Raw genomic sequence first — 14,526 nt, forward strand, 5'->3', positions numbered from 1 at the left:
AGCTCCGTGACGTCCTCGGCCAGGCGCTGCAGCAGCCGGAAGCCCAGCTCGGGGCGGTGCTGCTCGCGACCGCGGAACATGATCGTGATCTTGACCTTGTCGCCCGCGCGGAGGAACCGCACGACGTGACCCTTCTTGGTCTCGTAGTCGTGCGCGTCGATCTTGGGACGAAGCTTCATCTCCTTGATGATGACGTTCGTCTGGTTCCGGCGCGCCTCACGGGCCTTCTGGGCGTTCTCGTACTTGAACTTCCCGTAGTCCATGAGCTTGCACACGGGCGGCTTGCCCTGGGGCGCGATCTCGACGAGGTCGAGGTCCGCCTCCTGGGCCAGCTTGAGGGCCTGGTCGGTCGGCACGATGCCGACCGTCTCTCCGTTGGGACCGACGAGGCGGACCTCGGAAACCCGGATCCGCTCGTTGATACGAAGCTCGGTGCTGATGTGTCCTCCAGTGTGTTCGGGATCGGGCACCGCCACACATGAAGAACGGCTCCCGCTTGCTCAAGCGGAAGCCAGTCACGACACGTCGCCAGGGGCGACGCGACTCCGAGTGCCAGGGAACTGCGCCGAGAAGAATTCTCTCGGCACGAGGGCCAAGGCCTTCGGGACCGGACCCGACGACCTGGTTCGGTCGATGCGGGTGGGAGACGTGTGGTGCCTGATCTCCGCTTGTGTGATCGGTCCGGCATGCCGGACTGATCGGTCAACACCTGATCGTAGTCGACGATTCCCCTCGGCTCCCAATCAGGGCGTCAGGAGTCCTCGGCGGGGCGCAGCCAGGCGGAGCGGCCGGCGACGGTCGTGAGGGCCCACTGCGCCGCGACTCCGCTCAGGTCGTCACCCTCCACCACGAAGCTGACCGGGCCGGCGACGTCGACCACGAGAGCCGCGGCGCCCTCCTGGAGGGCCGCCTGAGCGGCCATCGCGGAGGTCACCGGGACCGGCCGCGCCTCGGGGTCCCACGCGGTCAGGGAGTCGGTGCCGGTGAAGGCGAGCATGGCGACGCGACCGTCGGCACCCTCGAGCATCACCGCGGCCATGTCGCTGGTCTTGTCGTGGGCCAGGCCGGCCTCGTCGACCTCCACCTCGCCCAGGACGGCCACCACGGGCACCAGCAGGCGCCCCCCGGCCAGGACGGCGAGGGCGTCGGCGTAGCGCGCCGGGGACGCGGCGTACGCCGTCAGGGCGGCGCGCAGTGCGGGGTCGGGCTCACCGGTGTCGCCCGGGAAGCCGGGCCCAGCGAGGCGGCGGTCGGTCATGGGGCCATTGTGCCGGAGGGGCACAGACCCTCCCCGTCCGCGGGGCAGGAGCGACATCCTGGCCCACGTGGACGTGGAGGATGCCTGGCGCTCCCCCGTCCGTGTGCCACCCTGGGGTGGTGGACGACGTGACGTGGGGAGCGCTCACGCTGACGCTCACCCTCCTGGGAGGGATCTGGACCTGGTACGCCTACCAGCGCCGGGGACTGCCCGCCGCGCTCAAGGGCGCCGGGATCACCCTGCTGCCGCTCGCGGCCTACCTCACCCGGTCGCTGAAGATGCTGACCCGCATCGTCGACGCGGTCGCTGACTGGGCCACGACGCTGGTCTTCAGCCCGTTCGTCTGGCTGGGCGTGATCACCGCGGGCGTCGCGGTCGTGCTCTTCGGCGCAGGTCGCGCCCTGGAGGTACGCCGAGGGGGCACCCCGCCTGCCGTGGCTCCCGGCGCGAAGCCCGCGCGCGGCCGTGGCAAGCCCGCCATCGACGACGACCTCGACGAGATCGAGGCGTTGCTGCGCAAGCGCGGCATCAGCTGATGGCGCAGCCCGCTGCTGCCGACTCCTCCTCGTTCGTCGAGCGCAACCGGCTCTGGGCGCGGCTGGGAGCCGCCGTGACCGCACACGAGGAGCCGTTGTCCACGCCCCTGATGGTCGTGGACCTCGATGCGTTCGACGCCAACGCCAACGACCTGGTGCGCCGGGCCGCCGGCACCCCGATCCGGGTGGCCTCCAAGTCGGTGCGCGTGCCGTCCCTGCTGCGGCGGGTCCTCGACCGAGACGGCTTCCAGGGCGTGCTCGCCTACACGCTCGCCGAGGCCCTCTGGCTCGAGGAGCAGGAGGTCACCGACGACCTGCTCGTGGCCTACCCGACCGTCGACCGGGCAGCGCTCCAGCGCCTGGTCGAGTCGCCTCGTGCCGCGTCCCGGATCACCGTGATGATCGACGACGTCGCGCACCTTGACGTCGTCGACTCCGTGCGGTCCTCCCACGCCGTGCAGGTCCGCGTCGCGATCGACGTCGACGCGGGGCTGCGGATGGGTCGCCAGCACGTCGGCCCCAAGCGCTCCCCGCTCTACGACGCGACGTCGGTGACGCGCCTGGCGCGCACCGTCATGGACCGTCCCGGCTTCCGGCTGGTCGGCGCGATGACCTACGAGGGCCAGGTCGCCGGCGTGCCCGACGACGTACCCACCGCACGCGCCCGGTCGATGGCCGTGCGCCGGCTCAAGTCGATGTCGCTGACCCAGCTCGCCGTCCGGCGACGCGAGATCGCCGACGCGCTGCGCCAGGTCGTCGACCTCGAGCTCTGGAACGCCGGTGGCTCGGGCTCGGTCGAGGCCACCGCCGCCGATCCTGTGGTCACCGAGGTCGCGGCCGGCTCCGGCCTGCTGGTCCCGACGCTCTTCGACCACTACCAGTCCTTCGAGCCGCGCCCGGCCGCCTTCTTCGGCGTGCCCGTCGTGCGGCGCCCCTCGCCCGACATCGCCACCGTCCACGGCGGCGGGTTCGTCGCCTCCGGGGCCGCGGGGGCGGACCGGCTCCCGACCCCCTGGGCACCGGCGGGCCTGCACCTGACGGGGCTCGAGGGCGCCGGCGAGGTCCAGACCCCGCTCACCGGCAACGCCGCAGGGCTGCTCGCCATCGGCGACCTGGTGTGGTTCCGCCACGCCAAGTCCGGCGAGCTCTTCGAGCACACGACCACGGTCCAGCTGCTCAGCGGCGAGGCCTTCGTCGACGAGGTGCGGTCCTACCGTGGCCACGGTCTCGCCTTCTGACGTCGCCCGCGTCGTCGTCGACCTGCTGGGGTCGCGACCCGCGACCCTCGGGACCGGGCGGCTGGTGTGCGTCGACGGCCCGGCGGGGTCGGGCAAGACCACGCTGGCCGGCGCCGTCGCTGCCCTGACCGGCAGCCCCGTGGTGCACATGGACGACCTCTACGACGGCTGGGGCGGCCTGCCCCGGGTGACCGACCAGCTCGCGACGATCCTCGACCCGCTCGCCGCCGGACGGCCGGGCAGCTACCGGCGCTACGACTGGGTCGCCGAGGCGTACGCCGAGACGCTCACGGTCGCCCCGTCCCCGCTGCTGGTGCTCGAGGGCGTCGGCTCCGGCTCGGCCGCTCACACCGCGCTCTGCACGGTGCTGGTGTGGGTCGAGGCACCGGCCGACCTGCGCCTGACCCGCGGCGTCGCGCGCGACGGCGTACGGCTCGAGGAGGAGTGGCGCCGCTGGATGGTCGACGAGGCGCAGCACTTCGCCCGGGAGCGGACCCGGGAGCGCGCGGACCTGGTCGTGGACGGCACCGGGGTGGAGGCTCCCCGTGTGACCGACTCCCCCGGCGCGAACCACGATCCCTCGGGAAGCGTCACCTAGGTTGTGAGCGTGCTCCCCCGGTCCAGGTCGTCGCGGGCGGTGCTGGCCGGTGTGGTCGGTGTCGTCGTGGTGACCGCTGCCCTGCTGCTGCCCGGCACGGCGACCGTGCCGATGAGCGCCGACGACCTGGGGCCCGGCCGCACGGCGTCGCCGGTCGGCTCGGCTGATCCGGGCGTGGCCTCCGCCGAGCGTCGGCGCAAGCCCAACATCGTGGTCGTGATGGCCGACGACATGCGCGTCGACGAGCTGCGCTTCATGCCGTCGCTGCGGGCCAGCGTGGTCGAGCACGGCCTGACCTTCCAGAACTCCTTCTCCCCCTACCCGCTGTGCTGCCCGTCGCGCGCGTCGTTCCTCACCGGGCAGTACGCCCACAACCACCGGGTGTTCTCGCACGAGGACCCCTACGGCTACGGCGCGTTCGACGACTCGCGGACGCTCGCGACCTCGCTGCGCGACGCCGGCTACACCACGGGGTTCGTCGGCAAGTACCTCAACCGCTACGGCCCCGCTCGCTCCCTGGTCAGCGGCCGGCCGTCCTTTCGCTACGTGCCCCGCGGGTGGACCGACTGGCGGGCCTCGATCGACCCCGGCGTGCCCAGCGTCCGCGGCAACACCTACGACTACATGGACACGCCGTTCAACGTGAACGGTCGCGTCGACGAGTCGCACCGAGGGAAGTACAGCTCCTTCGTGATCGGCAGCTTCTCGGTCGAGATGGCGCGCTCTTTCAGCCGCCGCGCCCAGCCGTTCTTCCTGTACGTCAACTACGTGGCCCCCCACTTCGGCGGGCCGACCGAGCCCGATGACCCGCCCCGCTTCCTGACCGACACCCGTGGGCGCCCCCAGGACGTGCGCACCCCGGCCCGGCCCCGCTCCGTGCGTGGCCGCTTCGACGGGCTGATCGACCGCGCGGCCGGCCTGCCCCGCGGGGGCGGTCCGAGCGAGCGCGACATCTCCGACAAGCCGCGGTCCTTCCGGATCCAGCCGGAGCTCAGCCCGCGCGAGCGCGCCGCCGTACGCACGATGACGCGGCAGCGCGCCGAGGCGGTCTACGTCATGGACCAGCAGATCGGCCGGCTCGTCCAGGAGCTCAAGCGCTCCGGGGAGTGGCGCGACACGGTCTTCATGTTCACCTCCGACAACGGCTACTTCCTCGGCGAGCACCGTCGGCGCAGCGGGAAGGTGCGCGCCCACGAGCCGTCGCTGCGGGTGCCCTTCGTCGTCACCGGCCCGGGCATGCGACGCGAGGCCGAACGCTTCGACCCGATCACCACCATCGACGTGTCCGCCACGATCCTCGACCTCGGCAACGCGCGACCGCCGCGTCGAGCGGACGGGACGTCGCGGCTGACCACGATGCGGCGCGGCGACCGGGGCTGGGTCACGCCCGTGGTCGACGAGGCCACCGGCACCGAGGGTCGCGGGGTCCGCTCCCCCGGCTTCTCCGGTCCCCGCACCTCCATCGGGGTGCGCACGGCGCGCTACTCCTACATCCGCAACCGCACCGGTGAGCACGAGCTCTACGACCTGGTCCGCGATCCGCTCCAGCTGCAGAACGTCCACGGTCGACGCGCCTACCGCGCCGTCGAGCAGGACCTCTACCGGACCTGGTGGCGCGCCCGCAGCTGCGCCGGCGACACCTGCCGGGTCCCCCTGCCCGCGTCGCTGCGCGCCACCCCGCGGCAGTCGGCCACCATGACGCGCGCCTACTGGCGGAAGGTCACCCGGGTCTACGGCTTCTGACTCCTGCCCGTGCGCCCGGGTGCGGTGGTGCACACCCGGTCGCCGAGTCGGCGCAATGTTGTCGCGTGGGCGGAACCCGCGGTCGGCGTACGCCCCGCAACATCGCGCCGACTCGGCGTACGGGCAGCAACATCGCGCCGACTCGGCACTCTAGGGTTTGGCGGGTGATCCCACCCAGCGGCGAGCAATTCGAGATCAGCGGCGGCGGCTATCGGGCGGTGGTCACCGAGAGCGGGGCGGCGCTGCGCTCCCTGACGTACGCCGAGTGGTCGCTCGTGGACGGCTTCGGCGAGCACGAGATGTCCTACGGCGGCCGCGGGCAGCTGTTGATGCCGTGGCCCAACCGGATCCGGGACGGCCGCTACTCCTTCGGCGGCACCGAGCACCAGCTGGCGCTGACCGAGCCCAAGCGGGGCAACGCCTCCCACGGCCTGGCGCGCTGGGTCGCCTGGAGCGTCGAGGAGCACACGGGGCACTCGGTGTCGCTGCAGTACCGGTTGATGGCGCAGAGCGGCTATCCCTGGACGCTGGACCTGCACGTCACCTACGACCTGTCCGCCGACGGCCTCACGGTCACCCAGACCGCGACCAACACCGGCCCCGCCCCGGCGCCCTACGCGTGCGGCGCCCACCCCTACCTCAGCGTCGGCCCCGGTCCGGTCGACACCTGGGAGCTCACGCTGCCCGCCGACACCTGCGCGCTCACGGACGAGCGGCTGCTGCCGGTGGGCCGGGAGGCGGTGGAGGGCACGGCGTACGACTTCCGGGTGGCGCGGCCACTGAGGGGCCTCGAGCTCAACCACACCTTCACCGACCTCACCCGCGACCGCCGGGGCATCGCCACCACCCTGGTGCGTGACCCGGCGACCGGACGCGGCGTGGCGCTGTGGGTGGACGAGCACGTGCGCTGGCTGCTGCTCTACACAGCCGACGACGTGGCGGGGCTGGAGCGACGATCGATCGCCGTTGAGCCGATGAGCGCTGGTGTCGACGCCTTCCGCTCGGGCGAGGACCTCGTCACGCTGGCGCCCACGGGCGAGCCCGGCGACCAGCTATCGGTCACGTGGGGGGTGCGCGCCGTCGACTAGCGCGCGCAGCTCACGCACCGCGATGCGGGCCCGCTGACCGTCGGAGCCCTGGATCGCGAGCACCGGCGCCGTGGTGCCGTCGGCCAGGTCGAGGGTCACCCACGGCGCACCGGGGGGCATCCGCACCGCGACGACCTCGGCCCAGGCGTACTGGTGACGGCGGTAGCCGTTGACCACCACCAGACCGTCGGTCTGCGCGACCGCGCGCGAGCGCACCAGGGCGTAGATCGTGACGAAGCCGAGCAGGCCGAGCGCCAGCACGGTGCCGCGCTGGAACGGCGTCACCGACCGACGGGTCTCGTCGTCGAAGCCGATCCAGAGGAAGAGCACGACCACGACCAACGCACCGAAGGCCACGATGCCGGCGATCCGGGGGCCCAGGGGCCGCCAGGTGCGCGGCAGCGGGACCGTCCCGGGCTCAGAGGCGGCAGGCATGGATGTCCGTCGTGAGGATGCCGCGGGCACCGATGCCCCAGAGCTCGTCCATCAGGCGCTGGGCGCCGGCGCGCGGCACCATGGCCCGGACGGCGACCCAGCCCTCGCGGTGCAGCGGGGAGATCGTGGGTCCCTCGATGCCGGGCGTCAGCGCGACGGCCTCGGTCACGTGCCGCTCCTCGATGTCGTAGTCCATCATCACGTAGCTGCGGGCCACCAGCACGCCGTCGACGCGGCGCTTGAAGACCTCGAAGCCGGACGGCACGTCGCCGGTGCGGGTGATCAGCACGGCCTCGGACTGGAGGATCGGCTCGCCGAAGGTCTCCAGGCCTGCCTGGCGCAGCGTGCTGCCGGTCTCCACGACGTCGGCGATCACGTCGGCGACCCCGAGCTGGATGCTGGTCTCGACGGCACCGTCGAGGCGGGTGACGGTCGCGTCGATCCCTCGCTCCTCGAGGAATGCCCGGACCACGCCGACGTAGGACGTCGCGATGCGGGTGCCCGCGAGCTGGGCGAGGTCGGTGAAGACCCCGGCAGGACCGGCGAAGCGGAAGGTGCTGCGACCGAAGCCGAGCTGGAGCGCCTCGTCGGCCTTGGCACCCGAGTCGCGGAGCAGGTCACGGCCGGTGATGCCGACGTCGAGGGTGCCCTCGCCGACGTAGAGCGCGATGTCGCGCGGGCGCAGGTAGAAGAACTCCACGCCGTTCTCGGCGTCGATGAGCGTGAGCTCCTTGGAGTCCGTGCGCTGGCGGTAGCCCGACTCGCGCAGGATGTCGGAGGCCGACTGCGAGAGCGATCCCTTGTTGGGGACCGCGACGCGCAGCAGGCGGGCCTGCACGGTGCCGGTGCCGGTGGGATCGGAGCCGGTGGGATCGGAGCTGGTGGGATCAGACACGGGAGTCCTCCTCAGAGGTGGGTGTAGACGTCGTCGAGGTCCAGGTCGAGGGCGATCATCAGCACCTGCGCGTGGTAGAGCAGCTGGCTGATCTCCTCCGCGGCCCGATGCTTGCCCTCGTGCTCGGCGGCCATCCAGGACTCGGCGGCCTCCTCGACCAGCTTCTTCCCGATGGTGTGCACGCCGGCGTCGAGCTCGCGCACGGTGCCGGAGCCCTCAGGGCGGGTCCGGGCCTTCTCGCTCAGCTCGGCCCACAGCTCGTCGAACGTCTTCACGATGGACAACCCTACGGGGGCGAGCCGCTAGCCTCGCCATCGTGTCCACCATCACCCCGGGGCCTGTGGCCCAGCCCACGGTCGTGCCCACGGTCGTGCAGCGCCAGTGCCCGCTCTGCGAGGCGCACTGCGGCATCCGCGTCACCGTGCAGGACAACGAGGTGCTGCGGATCGAGGGCGATCCCGACGACGTCCTGAGCCGCGGTTACGTGTGCCCCAAGGGGACCGCTCTCAAGGCCCTGCACGACGATCCCGAGCGGCTGCGCACCCCCCTGCGCCGCGTGGGTGACGGCTTCGAGGAGATCGGCTGGGCCGAGGCGTTCGACCTCGCGGGTCGGCGGCTGCGCGCCGTACGACGTGAGCACGGCCGCGATGCCGTGGGCGCCTACTTCGGCAACCCGACGGCCCACTCGACCGCGGTCTTCGCGATCGAGGGCCTCAAGAAGGTGCTGCGCAGCCGCAACGTCTTCTCGGCGTCGTCGATCGACCAGTTCCCGCAGTACCTCGCCTCCGAGCTGATGTTCGGCGACCACACGATCCTGCCGATCATGGACATCGACCACACCGACCACCTGCTGGTGCTCGGCGCCAACCCGGCGGTCTCCAACGGCTCCATCACGACCATGCCCGACGCCCGACGCCGGATGAAGGACGTGGTGGCGCGAGGTGGCCGAGTGGTCGTCGTCGACCCGCGTCGCACCGAGACCGCCCGGCTCGCCTCCGAGCACGTGGCGATCAAGCCCGGCGGCGACCCGCACCTGCTGCTGGCGATGCTCCACGTGGTCCTCCGCGACGGCCTCGACCGGGTGCCGGCGTGGGCCTCCGGCCTCGACGACGTACGACGGGTGGTCGCCGACCGCACGCCCGAGCGGGCCGCCGCGGCGTGCGGCGTGGACGCGCCGACGATCGAGCGGCTGGCCCGCGACTTCGCCCTCGCCCGCAGCGCCGTCGCCTACGGCCGACTGGGCGTGTGTCACCACACGACCGGCACGGTGACGCACTGGTTGATCAACGTGCTCAACGTGGTGACCGGCAACCTGGACCGGACGGGCGGCGCGATGTTCACGACGCCCCCGGTCGACCTGGGGCGGGTGCTGCGCATGCTGTGGGGTGCCTCCTCGCACGGCACCTACCGCAGTCGCGGAGCCGGCCTGCCCGACCTCAACGGCGAGCTGCCGGTCGCGGCGATGGCCGATGAGCTGACGCGTCCGGGCCCCGGTCGCGTGCGCGCGCTCGTGGTCGCGTCGGGCAACCCGGCGCTGTCGGCCCCCGACGGCCGGGCCGTGCACGAGGCACTGCAGGGGCTGGACTTCCTGGTCTGCGTCGACCTCTACCTCACCGAGACCTCGCGGCTGGCCGACCTGGTGCTGCCCCCGATCAGCCAGCTCGAACGCTCCGAGCTCGACGTGGTGTTCCCCGCGTTCAGCGTGCGCAACAACGCGCGCTGGTCACCGCGCGCGATCGAGCCGGCACCGGACGCCCTGGAGGACTGGGACATCCTGCTGGGCCTGGCGGCCGAGCAGCTGTCGGGCCCGGGCTCGGGCCTGCTGCGCCGGGTCGTGCGGCGGGTGCTGGGCGTGGTCGACGCGCACCAGGTCACCTCGCTGTTGATCCTCCTCGGGCCGCAGGGCCCGTTCAGCAAGGCCCGCGGATCGCGCCTCCCGCGAGGCCGGCGCGGACTCACGGCCCGGCGCGTCCGGTCGACGCCCGGAGGCATCGACCTCGGTCCCCTCGAGCCCCGTCTGCCCGGGATCCTGCGCACCCAGGACCGCACGGTCCACCTTGCCCCCGCCGAGCTGCTCGACGCCCTGTCCGAAGCGCTGCCGCCCGCACCGCACGGCGGACGGCCCGAGACGGAGGCGGACGGCTTCGACCTGCAGCTGATCGGGCGCCGTCACCTGCGCAGCAACAACTCCTGGCTCCACAACGTGCCGGCGATGGTCAAGGGCGCGGAGCGCTGCACGGCGCTGATGCACCCGGACGACGCGGCCTCGCGCACGCTGAGCACCGGCGACGTCGTCGAGGTCACCTCGCGCGTCGGCAGCATCCGCCTCCCGCTCGAGGTGAGCGACGAGGTGCGGCCCGGCGTCGTGAGCATCCCGCACGGCTGGGGCCACGACGCCGAGGGCTCCGGATGGAGCACCGCGAGCGCTCGTCCGGGCGTCAACGTCAACCTGCTGACCGACAGCACCCTGGTCGACGCCCTCTCGGGCAACGCCGCGGTCAACGCGACGAGGGTGCGCGTCGCTCAGGCCTCGTAGCCGCGCTTGACGCGCTTGATGGTCTGGGCGGTGACCAGGGCGGCCGCGGTGGCCTCCCAGCCCTTGTCCTCGACCGAGCCCTCGAGCCCGGCGCGGTCCAGGGCCTGCTGCTCGGTGTCGCAGGTGAGGACGCCGAACCCGACGGCCGTCGTGTGGTCCAGCGCGACCCGGGTCAGCCCGTCGGTCGCCGCGTTGCAGACGTAGTCGAAGTGCGGAGTGCCACCGCGGATGACGACTCCGAGCGCCACCACCGCGTCGTAGCCCTGCGCGGCGAGGGCCGAGGCCACGACGGGCAGCTCGAAGGTGCCGGGCACGCGCACGACGACGGGCGCCTCGACCTGGTGGGCGCGCAGCGCCCGCTGGGCTCCGGCGATCAGGCCGTCCATCACGACGGTGTGCCAGCTCGCGGCCACCACCGCGACCCTCAGGTCGTGGCAGTCGACCGGTGCCTGGTCGGGTGCTCCGTGGCCGCTCATCGCACAGCTCCTTCGTCGAGACCCGCCGCGTCGAGCAGCGGCTCGTCGAGGTCGGGCAGGTGGTGGCCCATGCGGTCCCGCTTGGTCAGCAGGTAGGCCAGGTTGTGGTCGTTGGGGTGGGGGGTCAACGGCACCCGCTCGGCGACGCGGATGCCGAAGTCCTCGAGGTTGCTGACCTTCTCGGGGTTGTTGGTCAGCAGCCGCACGCTCTCGATGCCGAGGTCGCGCAGGACCTGGGTGGCGGTGCCGTAGTGGCGCGCGTCGGCCGGCAGCCCCAGGTCGAGGTTGGCGTCGACGGTGTCGCGGCCGCCGTCCTGGAGCTGGTAGGCCTGGAGCTTCGCCACCAGGCCGATCCCCCGACCCTCGTGGCCGCGCAGGTAGACCACCACTCCGCGTCCCTCCTCGACGATGCGCTCCAGCGCCTCGTCGAGCTGGGGGCCGCAGTCGCAGCGCGCACTGCCGAAGACGTCACCGGTGAGGCACTCGGAGTGCACCCGGGTCAGCACCGGCTCGGGGCCGCCGACGTCGCCGTAGACGAGCGCGATGTGCTCGCTGCCGTCGACGGTGATGCGGTAGCCGTAGGCCGTGAAGTCGCCGTGGCGGGTCGGCAGCCGGGTCTCCGCGACCCGCTCCACGAGGTTCTCGTGGCGGCGGCGGTAGCGGACCAGGTCGTCGATCGAGATCATCGCCAGGTCGTGCTCGTCGGCGAACGCCCGCAGCTCCGGGGCCCGCTTCATCGTGCCGTCGTCGTTGACGACCTCGACCAGCACTCCAGCGGGGGTGAGGCCGGCCAGCGTGGCCAGGTCGACGGCCGCCTCGGTGTGGCCGCGGCGTACGAGCACGCCGCCCTCGCGGTAACGCAGCGGGAAGACGTGGCCGGGGCGGGTGATCTCCCACGGCTCGGTGGCCGAGTCGGCGAGGACGCGAGCGGTGTGGGCCCGGTCGGCCGCCGAGATGCCGGTGCTGACGCCGTCGCGGGCGTCGACCGAGATCGTGTAGGCGGTGCGCAGCTTGTCCTTGTTGTGCGGTGTCATCAGCGGTATCTCGAGGCGGTCGAGCATGTCGGCCGGCATCGGCACGCAGATGACGCCGCTGGAGTAGCGGATGGTGAAAGCCATCAGCTCCGGCGTCGCCTTGCTCGCGGCGAAGATGATGTCGCCCTCGTTCTCGCGGGTCTCGTCGTCGACGACGACGACGGCCTTGCCGGCCGCGATGTCGGCGATGGCGCGCTCGATGGAGTCGAGGCGCACCCGGTCCTCGGACGGGGTCTGGGTGGTCATGACTGCTCCTTGCTGTCGCCGGCGGCCGGAGCGGCGCTGGCGTCCTGCGTGTAGGCACGGACGAGCTTCTCGACGTGCTTGGCGATGATGTCGACCTCGAGGTTGACGCGGTCCCCCGGCTGTCGGGAGCCGAGGGTGGTGCGCGCCAGCGTCTCGGGGATGAGGCTGACGGTGAAGCTTGTGTCGTGGGCCTCCACGACGGTCAGGCTCACGCCGTCGACCGTGATCGAGCCCTTGTCGACGAGGTAGCGGCCCAGCTCGGGCGGCATCGAGATCTCGACGACCTCCCAGTGCTCGCTGGGGCTGCGGCGTACGACGTGGCCCACGCCGTCGACGTGTCCTTGGACGATGTGGCCGCCCAGGCGCTTCTCGGCCGTGACCGCGCGCTCCAGGTTGACGCGGTCGCCGGGCTTGACGCCGAGCAGGCTGGTCTTGTCGAGCGTCTCCTGCATGACGTCGGCGGTCCACTGCACACCGTCGTGGGAGACGACTGTGAGGCAACAGCCGTTGACGGCGATCGAGTCGCCCAGGCCGGCGTCGCTCAGGACCGTGCTGGCCTGGACCGTGAGACGGATCGCGTCCCCCTGGTCCTCGACCGCGGCGACGGTCCCGAGCTCCTCGACGATTCCGGTGAACATTCAGTGCTCCTTCTGCTGGTGCACTCGTGCGGGCGTCGCAGGCCGCAGGGTGAGGCGGATGTTGGGCTGCTCGCCGGCTGCACCGTCGGCGGGACTGGGGTCGAGGACGGTCACGTCGGTGACCTCCGGGCGGAACGCCTCGGCGATGGTGGTGATGCCGAGGTCGGCGACGGCGCTCCGGCCGGCACCCAGGAGCAACGGCGCGACGTAGACGACGATCTCGTCGACCAGCCCCGCCTGAAAGAACGCCGCGGCGAGCGTCGGCCCGCCCTCGAGGAAGACGTGCTGACGGTCGCGGGCGAAGAGCTCGGCGAGCGCCCGGCGGGGATCGCGGGTGCGCAGGTGGACGGTCTCGGCGTCGGCGTTGAAGACCCGCTTGGCCGGGTCGAGGTCGCGCTCCCCCATGACCGCGCGCAGCGGCTGGCGTGCCGGCTCGAGCGGGCGGTCGTGATCGTCGCGGACGGTCAGCAGGGGATCGTCGACCTCCACGGTGCCGGCGCCGACGAGCATGGTGTCGCACAGCGCGCGCAGGCGGTGCGTGTCGCGGCGCGCCGCGGCGCTCGAGATCCAACGGCTCGTGCCGTCGGCGGCGGCGCTTCGGCCGTCGAGGGTCGTGGCGAACTTCCAGGTCACGAAGGGGCGCTGCTCGCGCTGGGCGAGCCGGTAGACCGCGGCCAGCGCTTCAGCCGCGGTGGCCATCAGGCCCGCCTCGACCTCGATGCCGGCCGACTCCAGTCGGGCGCGGCCTCCCGCGGCGACCGGGTTGGCGTCGGGCTCGGCATAGACCACTCGTCGTACGCCGGCGGCGACGAGGGCGTCGGTGCACGGACCGGTGCGGCCGGTGTGGTTGCACGGCTCCAGGGTGACCACGGCGGTGGTGCCCCGGGCCGCCTCGCCCGCCCGGGCCAGCGCGTCGGCCTCGGCGTGGAGCGTGCCGGGGCCGCGGTGGTGGCCCTCGGCGACCGTGGAGCCGTCGTCGGCCAGCAGCACGCAGCCGACGCGACGGGTGTCGGCGACCATCGGGACGCCCGGTGTCGCCGCCAGCACGAGGGCGCGCGTCATGGCGGCCTGCTCGGCTGGGGTGAAGCTCATGAGGTTGCCCCTCGTGTCCGGTCGCGGACTCCGGGGCAACGATGACGTGGCGCAGCCGTCACCGGCGTGCGTCGACGTCATCTGCGTGCGCTTCCCATCCGGACTTTCACCGTCGGTCCAGGAGTTGCACCTGATCAACCGGTCACTGGCGGTGACCGGGTCGCGGACTTTCACCGCCGGCTCGGAATTACACCGACCCCAGAGCACGCGAGTTGAGAACTCGTCAGGCTCAGGATGCCACAGCTGCCACGGCCTGACCGAGGGGTGTCCGTGTGAGGCGTCTCACCGCTCCGGGGACACCACGGCCGAGTCGGCGCGATGTTGCAGTCCTGGCGCCGAGTCGGCGCGATGTTGCACACCGAGGGCCCCGCGCCCGGGCAACATTGCGCCGGCTCGGCGTTCTCCGGGCAACATTGCCGTTCACCCTGCAACATTGCGCCGGCTCGGCGTTCACCCTGCAACATTGCGCCGACTCGGCGTTCACCGGGCAACATTGCGCCGGCTCGGCGTTCAGGCGGTGGCGGCCTCGGCGGCGGCACGCAGGTCGTTGACCATCCGGTCGGGGTCGGCGGCGGAGTACACGGCGGAGCCGGCGACGAAGACGTCGGCGCCGGCCTCGGCGCAGCGCTCGATGGTCTCGAGCGAGACGCCGCCGTCGACCTGGAGCCAGGTCTCGATGCCGTGCTTGTCCATCATGGCCCGGGCCCGGCGGA

The 14,526-nt window shown here is 72.4% G+C and carries 15 protein-coding genes, 1 pseudogene and 1 riboswitch; of the genes and pseudogenes, 6 read left to right on the forward strand and 10 right to left on the reverse strand.

Annotation, left to right across the window (positions count from 1 at the left end):
• Positions 1 to 470, reverse strand: a 470-nt coding sequence (gene infC / locus RMN98_RS07125; RefSeq protein ID WP_309648115.1) for a translation initiation factor IF-3, incomplete at its 3' end; no start/stop codon positions are given.
• Positions 471 to 751: 281 nt separating this feature from the next.
• The gene (locus tag RMN98_RS07130) at positions 752 to 1,258 is read right to left on the reverse strand and encodes an SseB family protein (protein ID WP_309648116.1); all 507 of its coding nucleotides are present in this window, start codon (positions 1,256 to 1,258) and stop codon (positions 752 to 754) included.
• Positions 1,259 to 1,377: 119 nt separating this feature from the next.
• On the opposite strand from RMN98_RS07130, the gene RMN98_RS07135 reads away from it, so the two are divergent.
• The 5 genes from RMN98_RS07135 to RMN98_RS07155 all read left to right on the forward strand — a co-directional run bounded on the left by RMN98_RS07135 (position 1,378) and on the right by RMN98_RS07155 (position 6,461).
• Complete coding sequence (locus RMN98_RS07135) at positions 1,378 to 1,794, forward strand: hypothetical protein (RefSeq protein WP_309648117.1); 417 nt, start codon at positions 1,378 to 1,380, stop codon at positions 1,792 to 1,794.
• Positions 1,794 to 3,032, forward strand: coding sequence for an amino acid deaminase/aldolase (locus RMN98_RS07140; protein ID WP_309648118.1), 1,239 nt, complete (start codon positions 1,794 to 1,796; stop codon positions 3,030 to 3,032). The genes RMN98_RS07135 and RMN98_RS07140 overlap by 1 nt, the downstream gene beginning before the upstream one ends.
• Positions 3,010 to 3,630: a 4-amino-4-deoxy-L-arabinose transferase gene (locus RMN98_RS07145; protein ID WP_309648119.1), complete on the forward strand. Its 621-nt coding sequence runs from the start codon at positions 3,010 to 3,012 to the stop codon at positions 3,628 to 3,630. Before RMN98_RS07140 ends, RMN98_RS07145 begins: the two co-directional genes overlap by 23 nt.
• Positions 3,631 to 3,639: 9 nt before the next feature.
• Entirely contained in the window at positions 3,640 to 5,373 is a 1,734-nt protein-coding gene (locus RMN98_RS07150) for a sulfatase (protein ID WP_309648120.1), read from the forward strand.
• Positions 5,374 to 5,537: 164 nt separating this feature from the next.
• Positions 5,538 to 6,461 carry an aldose 1-epimerase family protein gene (locus RMN98_RS07155; RefSeq protein ID WP_309648121.1) on the forward strand — a complete coding sequence of 308 codons (924 nt, stop codon included), beginning with the start codon at positions 5,538 to 5,540 and terminating at the stop codon, positions 6,459 to 6,461.
• Here RMN98_RS07155 and RMN98_RS07160 read toward each other — a convergent pair.
• The 3 genes from RMN98_RS07160 to RMN98_RS07170 form a co-directional block, all read right to left on the reverse strand.
• Entirely contained in the window at positions 6,426 to 6,896 is a 471-nt protein-coding gene (locus tag RMN98_RS07160) for a PH domain-containing protein (RefSeq protein WP_309648122.1), read from the reverse strand. The two genes, RMN98_RS07155 and RMN98_RS07160, sit on opposite strands and share 36 nt — an antisense overlap.
• Positions 6,880 to 7,722: an ATP phosphoribosyltransferase gene (gene hisG, locus RMN98_RS07165; RefSeq protein ID WP_309648128.1), complete on the reverse strand. Its 843-nt coding sequence runs from the start codon at positions 7,720 to 7,722 to the stop codon at positions 6,880 to 6,882. The genes RMN98_RS07160 and hisG overlap by 17 nt, the downstream gene beginning before the upstream one ends.
• 80 nt (positions 7,723 to 7,802) lie before the next feature.
• Positions 7,803 to 8,066 carry a phosphoribosyl-ATP diphosphatase gene (locus RMN98_RS07170; RefSeq protein WP_091114969.1) on the reverse strand — a complete coding sequence of 88 codons (264 nt, stop codon included), beginning with the start codon at positions 8,064 to 8,066 and terminating at the stop codon, positions 7,803 to 7,805.
• Positions 8,067 to 8,107: 41 nt separating this feature from the next.
• On the opposite strand from RMN98_RS07170, the gene RMN98_RS07175 reads away from it, so the two are divergent.
• Complete coding sequence (locus RMN98_RS07175) at positions 8,108 to 10,327, forward strand: molybdopterin-dependent oxidoreductase (RefSeq protein ID WP_309648123.1); 2,220 nt, start codon at positions 8,108 to 8,110, stop codon at positions 10,325 to 10,327.
• Here RMN98_RS07175 and ribH read toward each other — a convergent pair.
• The 5 genes and pseudogenes from ribH to RMN98_RS07200 all read right to left on the reverse strand — a co-directional run.
• Positions 10,315 to 10,803: a 6,7-dimethyl-8-ribityllumazine synthase gene (gene ribH / locus RMN98_RS07180; protein ID WP_309648124.1), complete on the reverse strand. Its 489-nt coding sequence runs from the start codon at positions 10,801 to 10,803 to the stop codon at positions 10,315 to 10,317. The genes RMN98_RS07175 and ribH overlap by 13 nt on opposite strands.
• A complete protein-coding gene (locus RMN98_RS07185) occupies positions 10,800 to 12,083 on the reverse strand; it encodes a bifunctional 3,4-dihydroxy-2-butanone-4-phosphate synthase/GTP cyclohydrolase II (RefSeq protein ID WP_309648125.1) in 1,284 nt (427 codons plus the stop codon). The genes ribH and RMN98_RS07185 overlap by 4 nt, the downstream gene beginning before the upstream one ends.
• Positions 12,080 to 12,721, reverse strand: coding sequence for a riboflavin synthase (locus RMN98_RS07190; protein ID WP_309648126.1), 642 nt, complete (start codon positions 12,719 to 12,721; stop codon positions 12,080 to 12,082). The genes RMN98_RS07185 and RMN98_RS07190 overlap by 4 nt, the downstream gene beginning before the upstream one ends.
• On the reverse strand, positions 12,722 to 13,813 hold the full coding sequence (ribD, locus tag RMN98_RS07195; protein ID WP_309648127.1) for a bifunctional diaminohydroxyphosphoribosylaminopyrimidine deaminase/5-amino-6-(5-phosphoribosylamino)uracil reductase RibD: 1,092 nt from the start codon (positions 13,811 to 13,813) through the stop codon (positions 12,722 to 12,724). It lies immediately after the preceding gene.
• An 81-nt stretch (positions 13,814 to 13,894) separates the two neighbouring features.
• Positions 13,895 to 14,024: riboswitch (FMN riboswitch) on the reverse strand.
• Between the two features lie 299 nt (positions 14,025 to 14,323).
• Positions 14,324 to 14,526, reverse strand: a pseudogene (locus RMN98_RS07200) (ribulose-phosphate 3-epimerase); the annotation flags it as partial.

This window comes from Nocardioides sp. (genome assembly GCF_031397825.1).
In the GTDB taxonomy this organism is placed as follows: domain Bacteria; phylum Actinomycetota; class Actinomycetes; order Propionibacteriales; family Nocardioidaceae; genus Nocardioides.

What these genes read in the sequence shown, in the direction of transcription:
- ribD (WP_309648127.1), bottom strand. Translation starts at nt 13,813, where the DNA reads ATGAGCTTCACCCCAGCCGAGCAGGCCGCCATGACGCGCGCCCTCGTG.
- RMN98_RS07185 (WP_309648125.1), bottom strand. Translation starts at nt 12,083, where the DNA reads ATGACCACCCAGACCCCGTCCGAGGACCGGGTGCGCCTCGACTCCATC.
- ribH (WP_309648124.1), bottom strand. Translation starts at nt 10,803, where the DNA reads ATGAGCGGCCACGGAGCACCCGACCAGGCACCGGTCGACTGCCACGAC.
- RMN98_RS07160 (WP_309648122.1), bottom strand. Translation starts at nt 6,896, where the DNA reads ATGCCTGCCGCCTCTGAGCCCGGGACGGTCCCGCTGCCGCGCACCTGG.
- RMN98_RS07140 (WP_309648118.1), top strand. Translation starts at nt 1,794, where the DNA reads ATGGCGCAGCCCGCTGCTGCCGACTCCTCCTCGTTCGTCGAGCGCAAC.
- RMN98_RS07130 (WP_309648116.1), bottom strand. Translation starts at nt 1,258, where the DNA reads ATGACCGACCGCCGCCTCGCTGGGCCCGGCTTCCCGGGCGACACCGGT.
- RMN98_RS07190 (WP_309648126.1), bottom strand. Translation starts at nt 12,721, where the DNA reads ATGTTCACCGGAATCGTCGAGGAGCTCGGGACCGTCGCCGCGGTCGAG.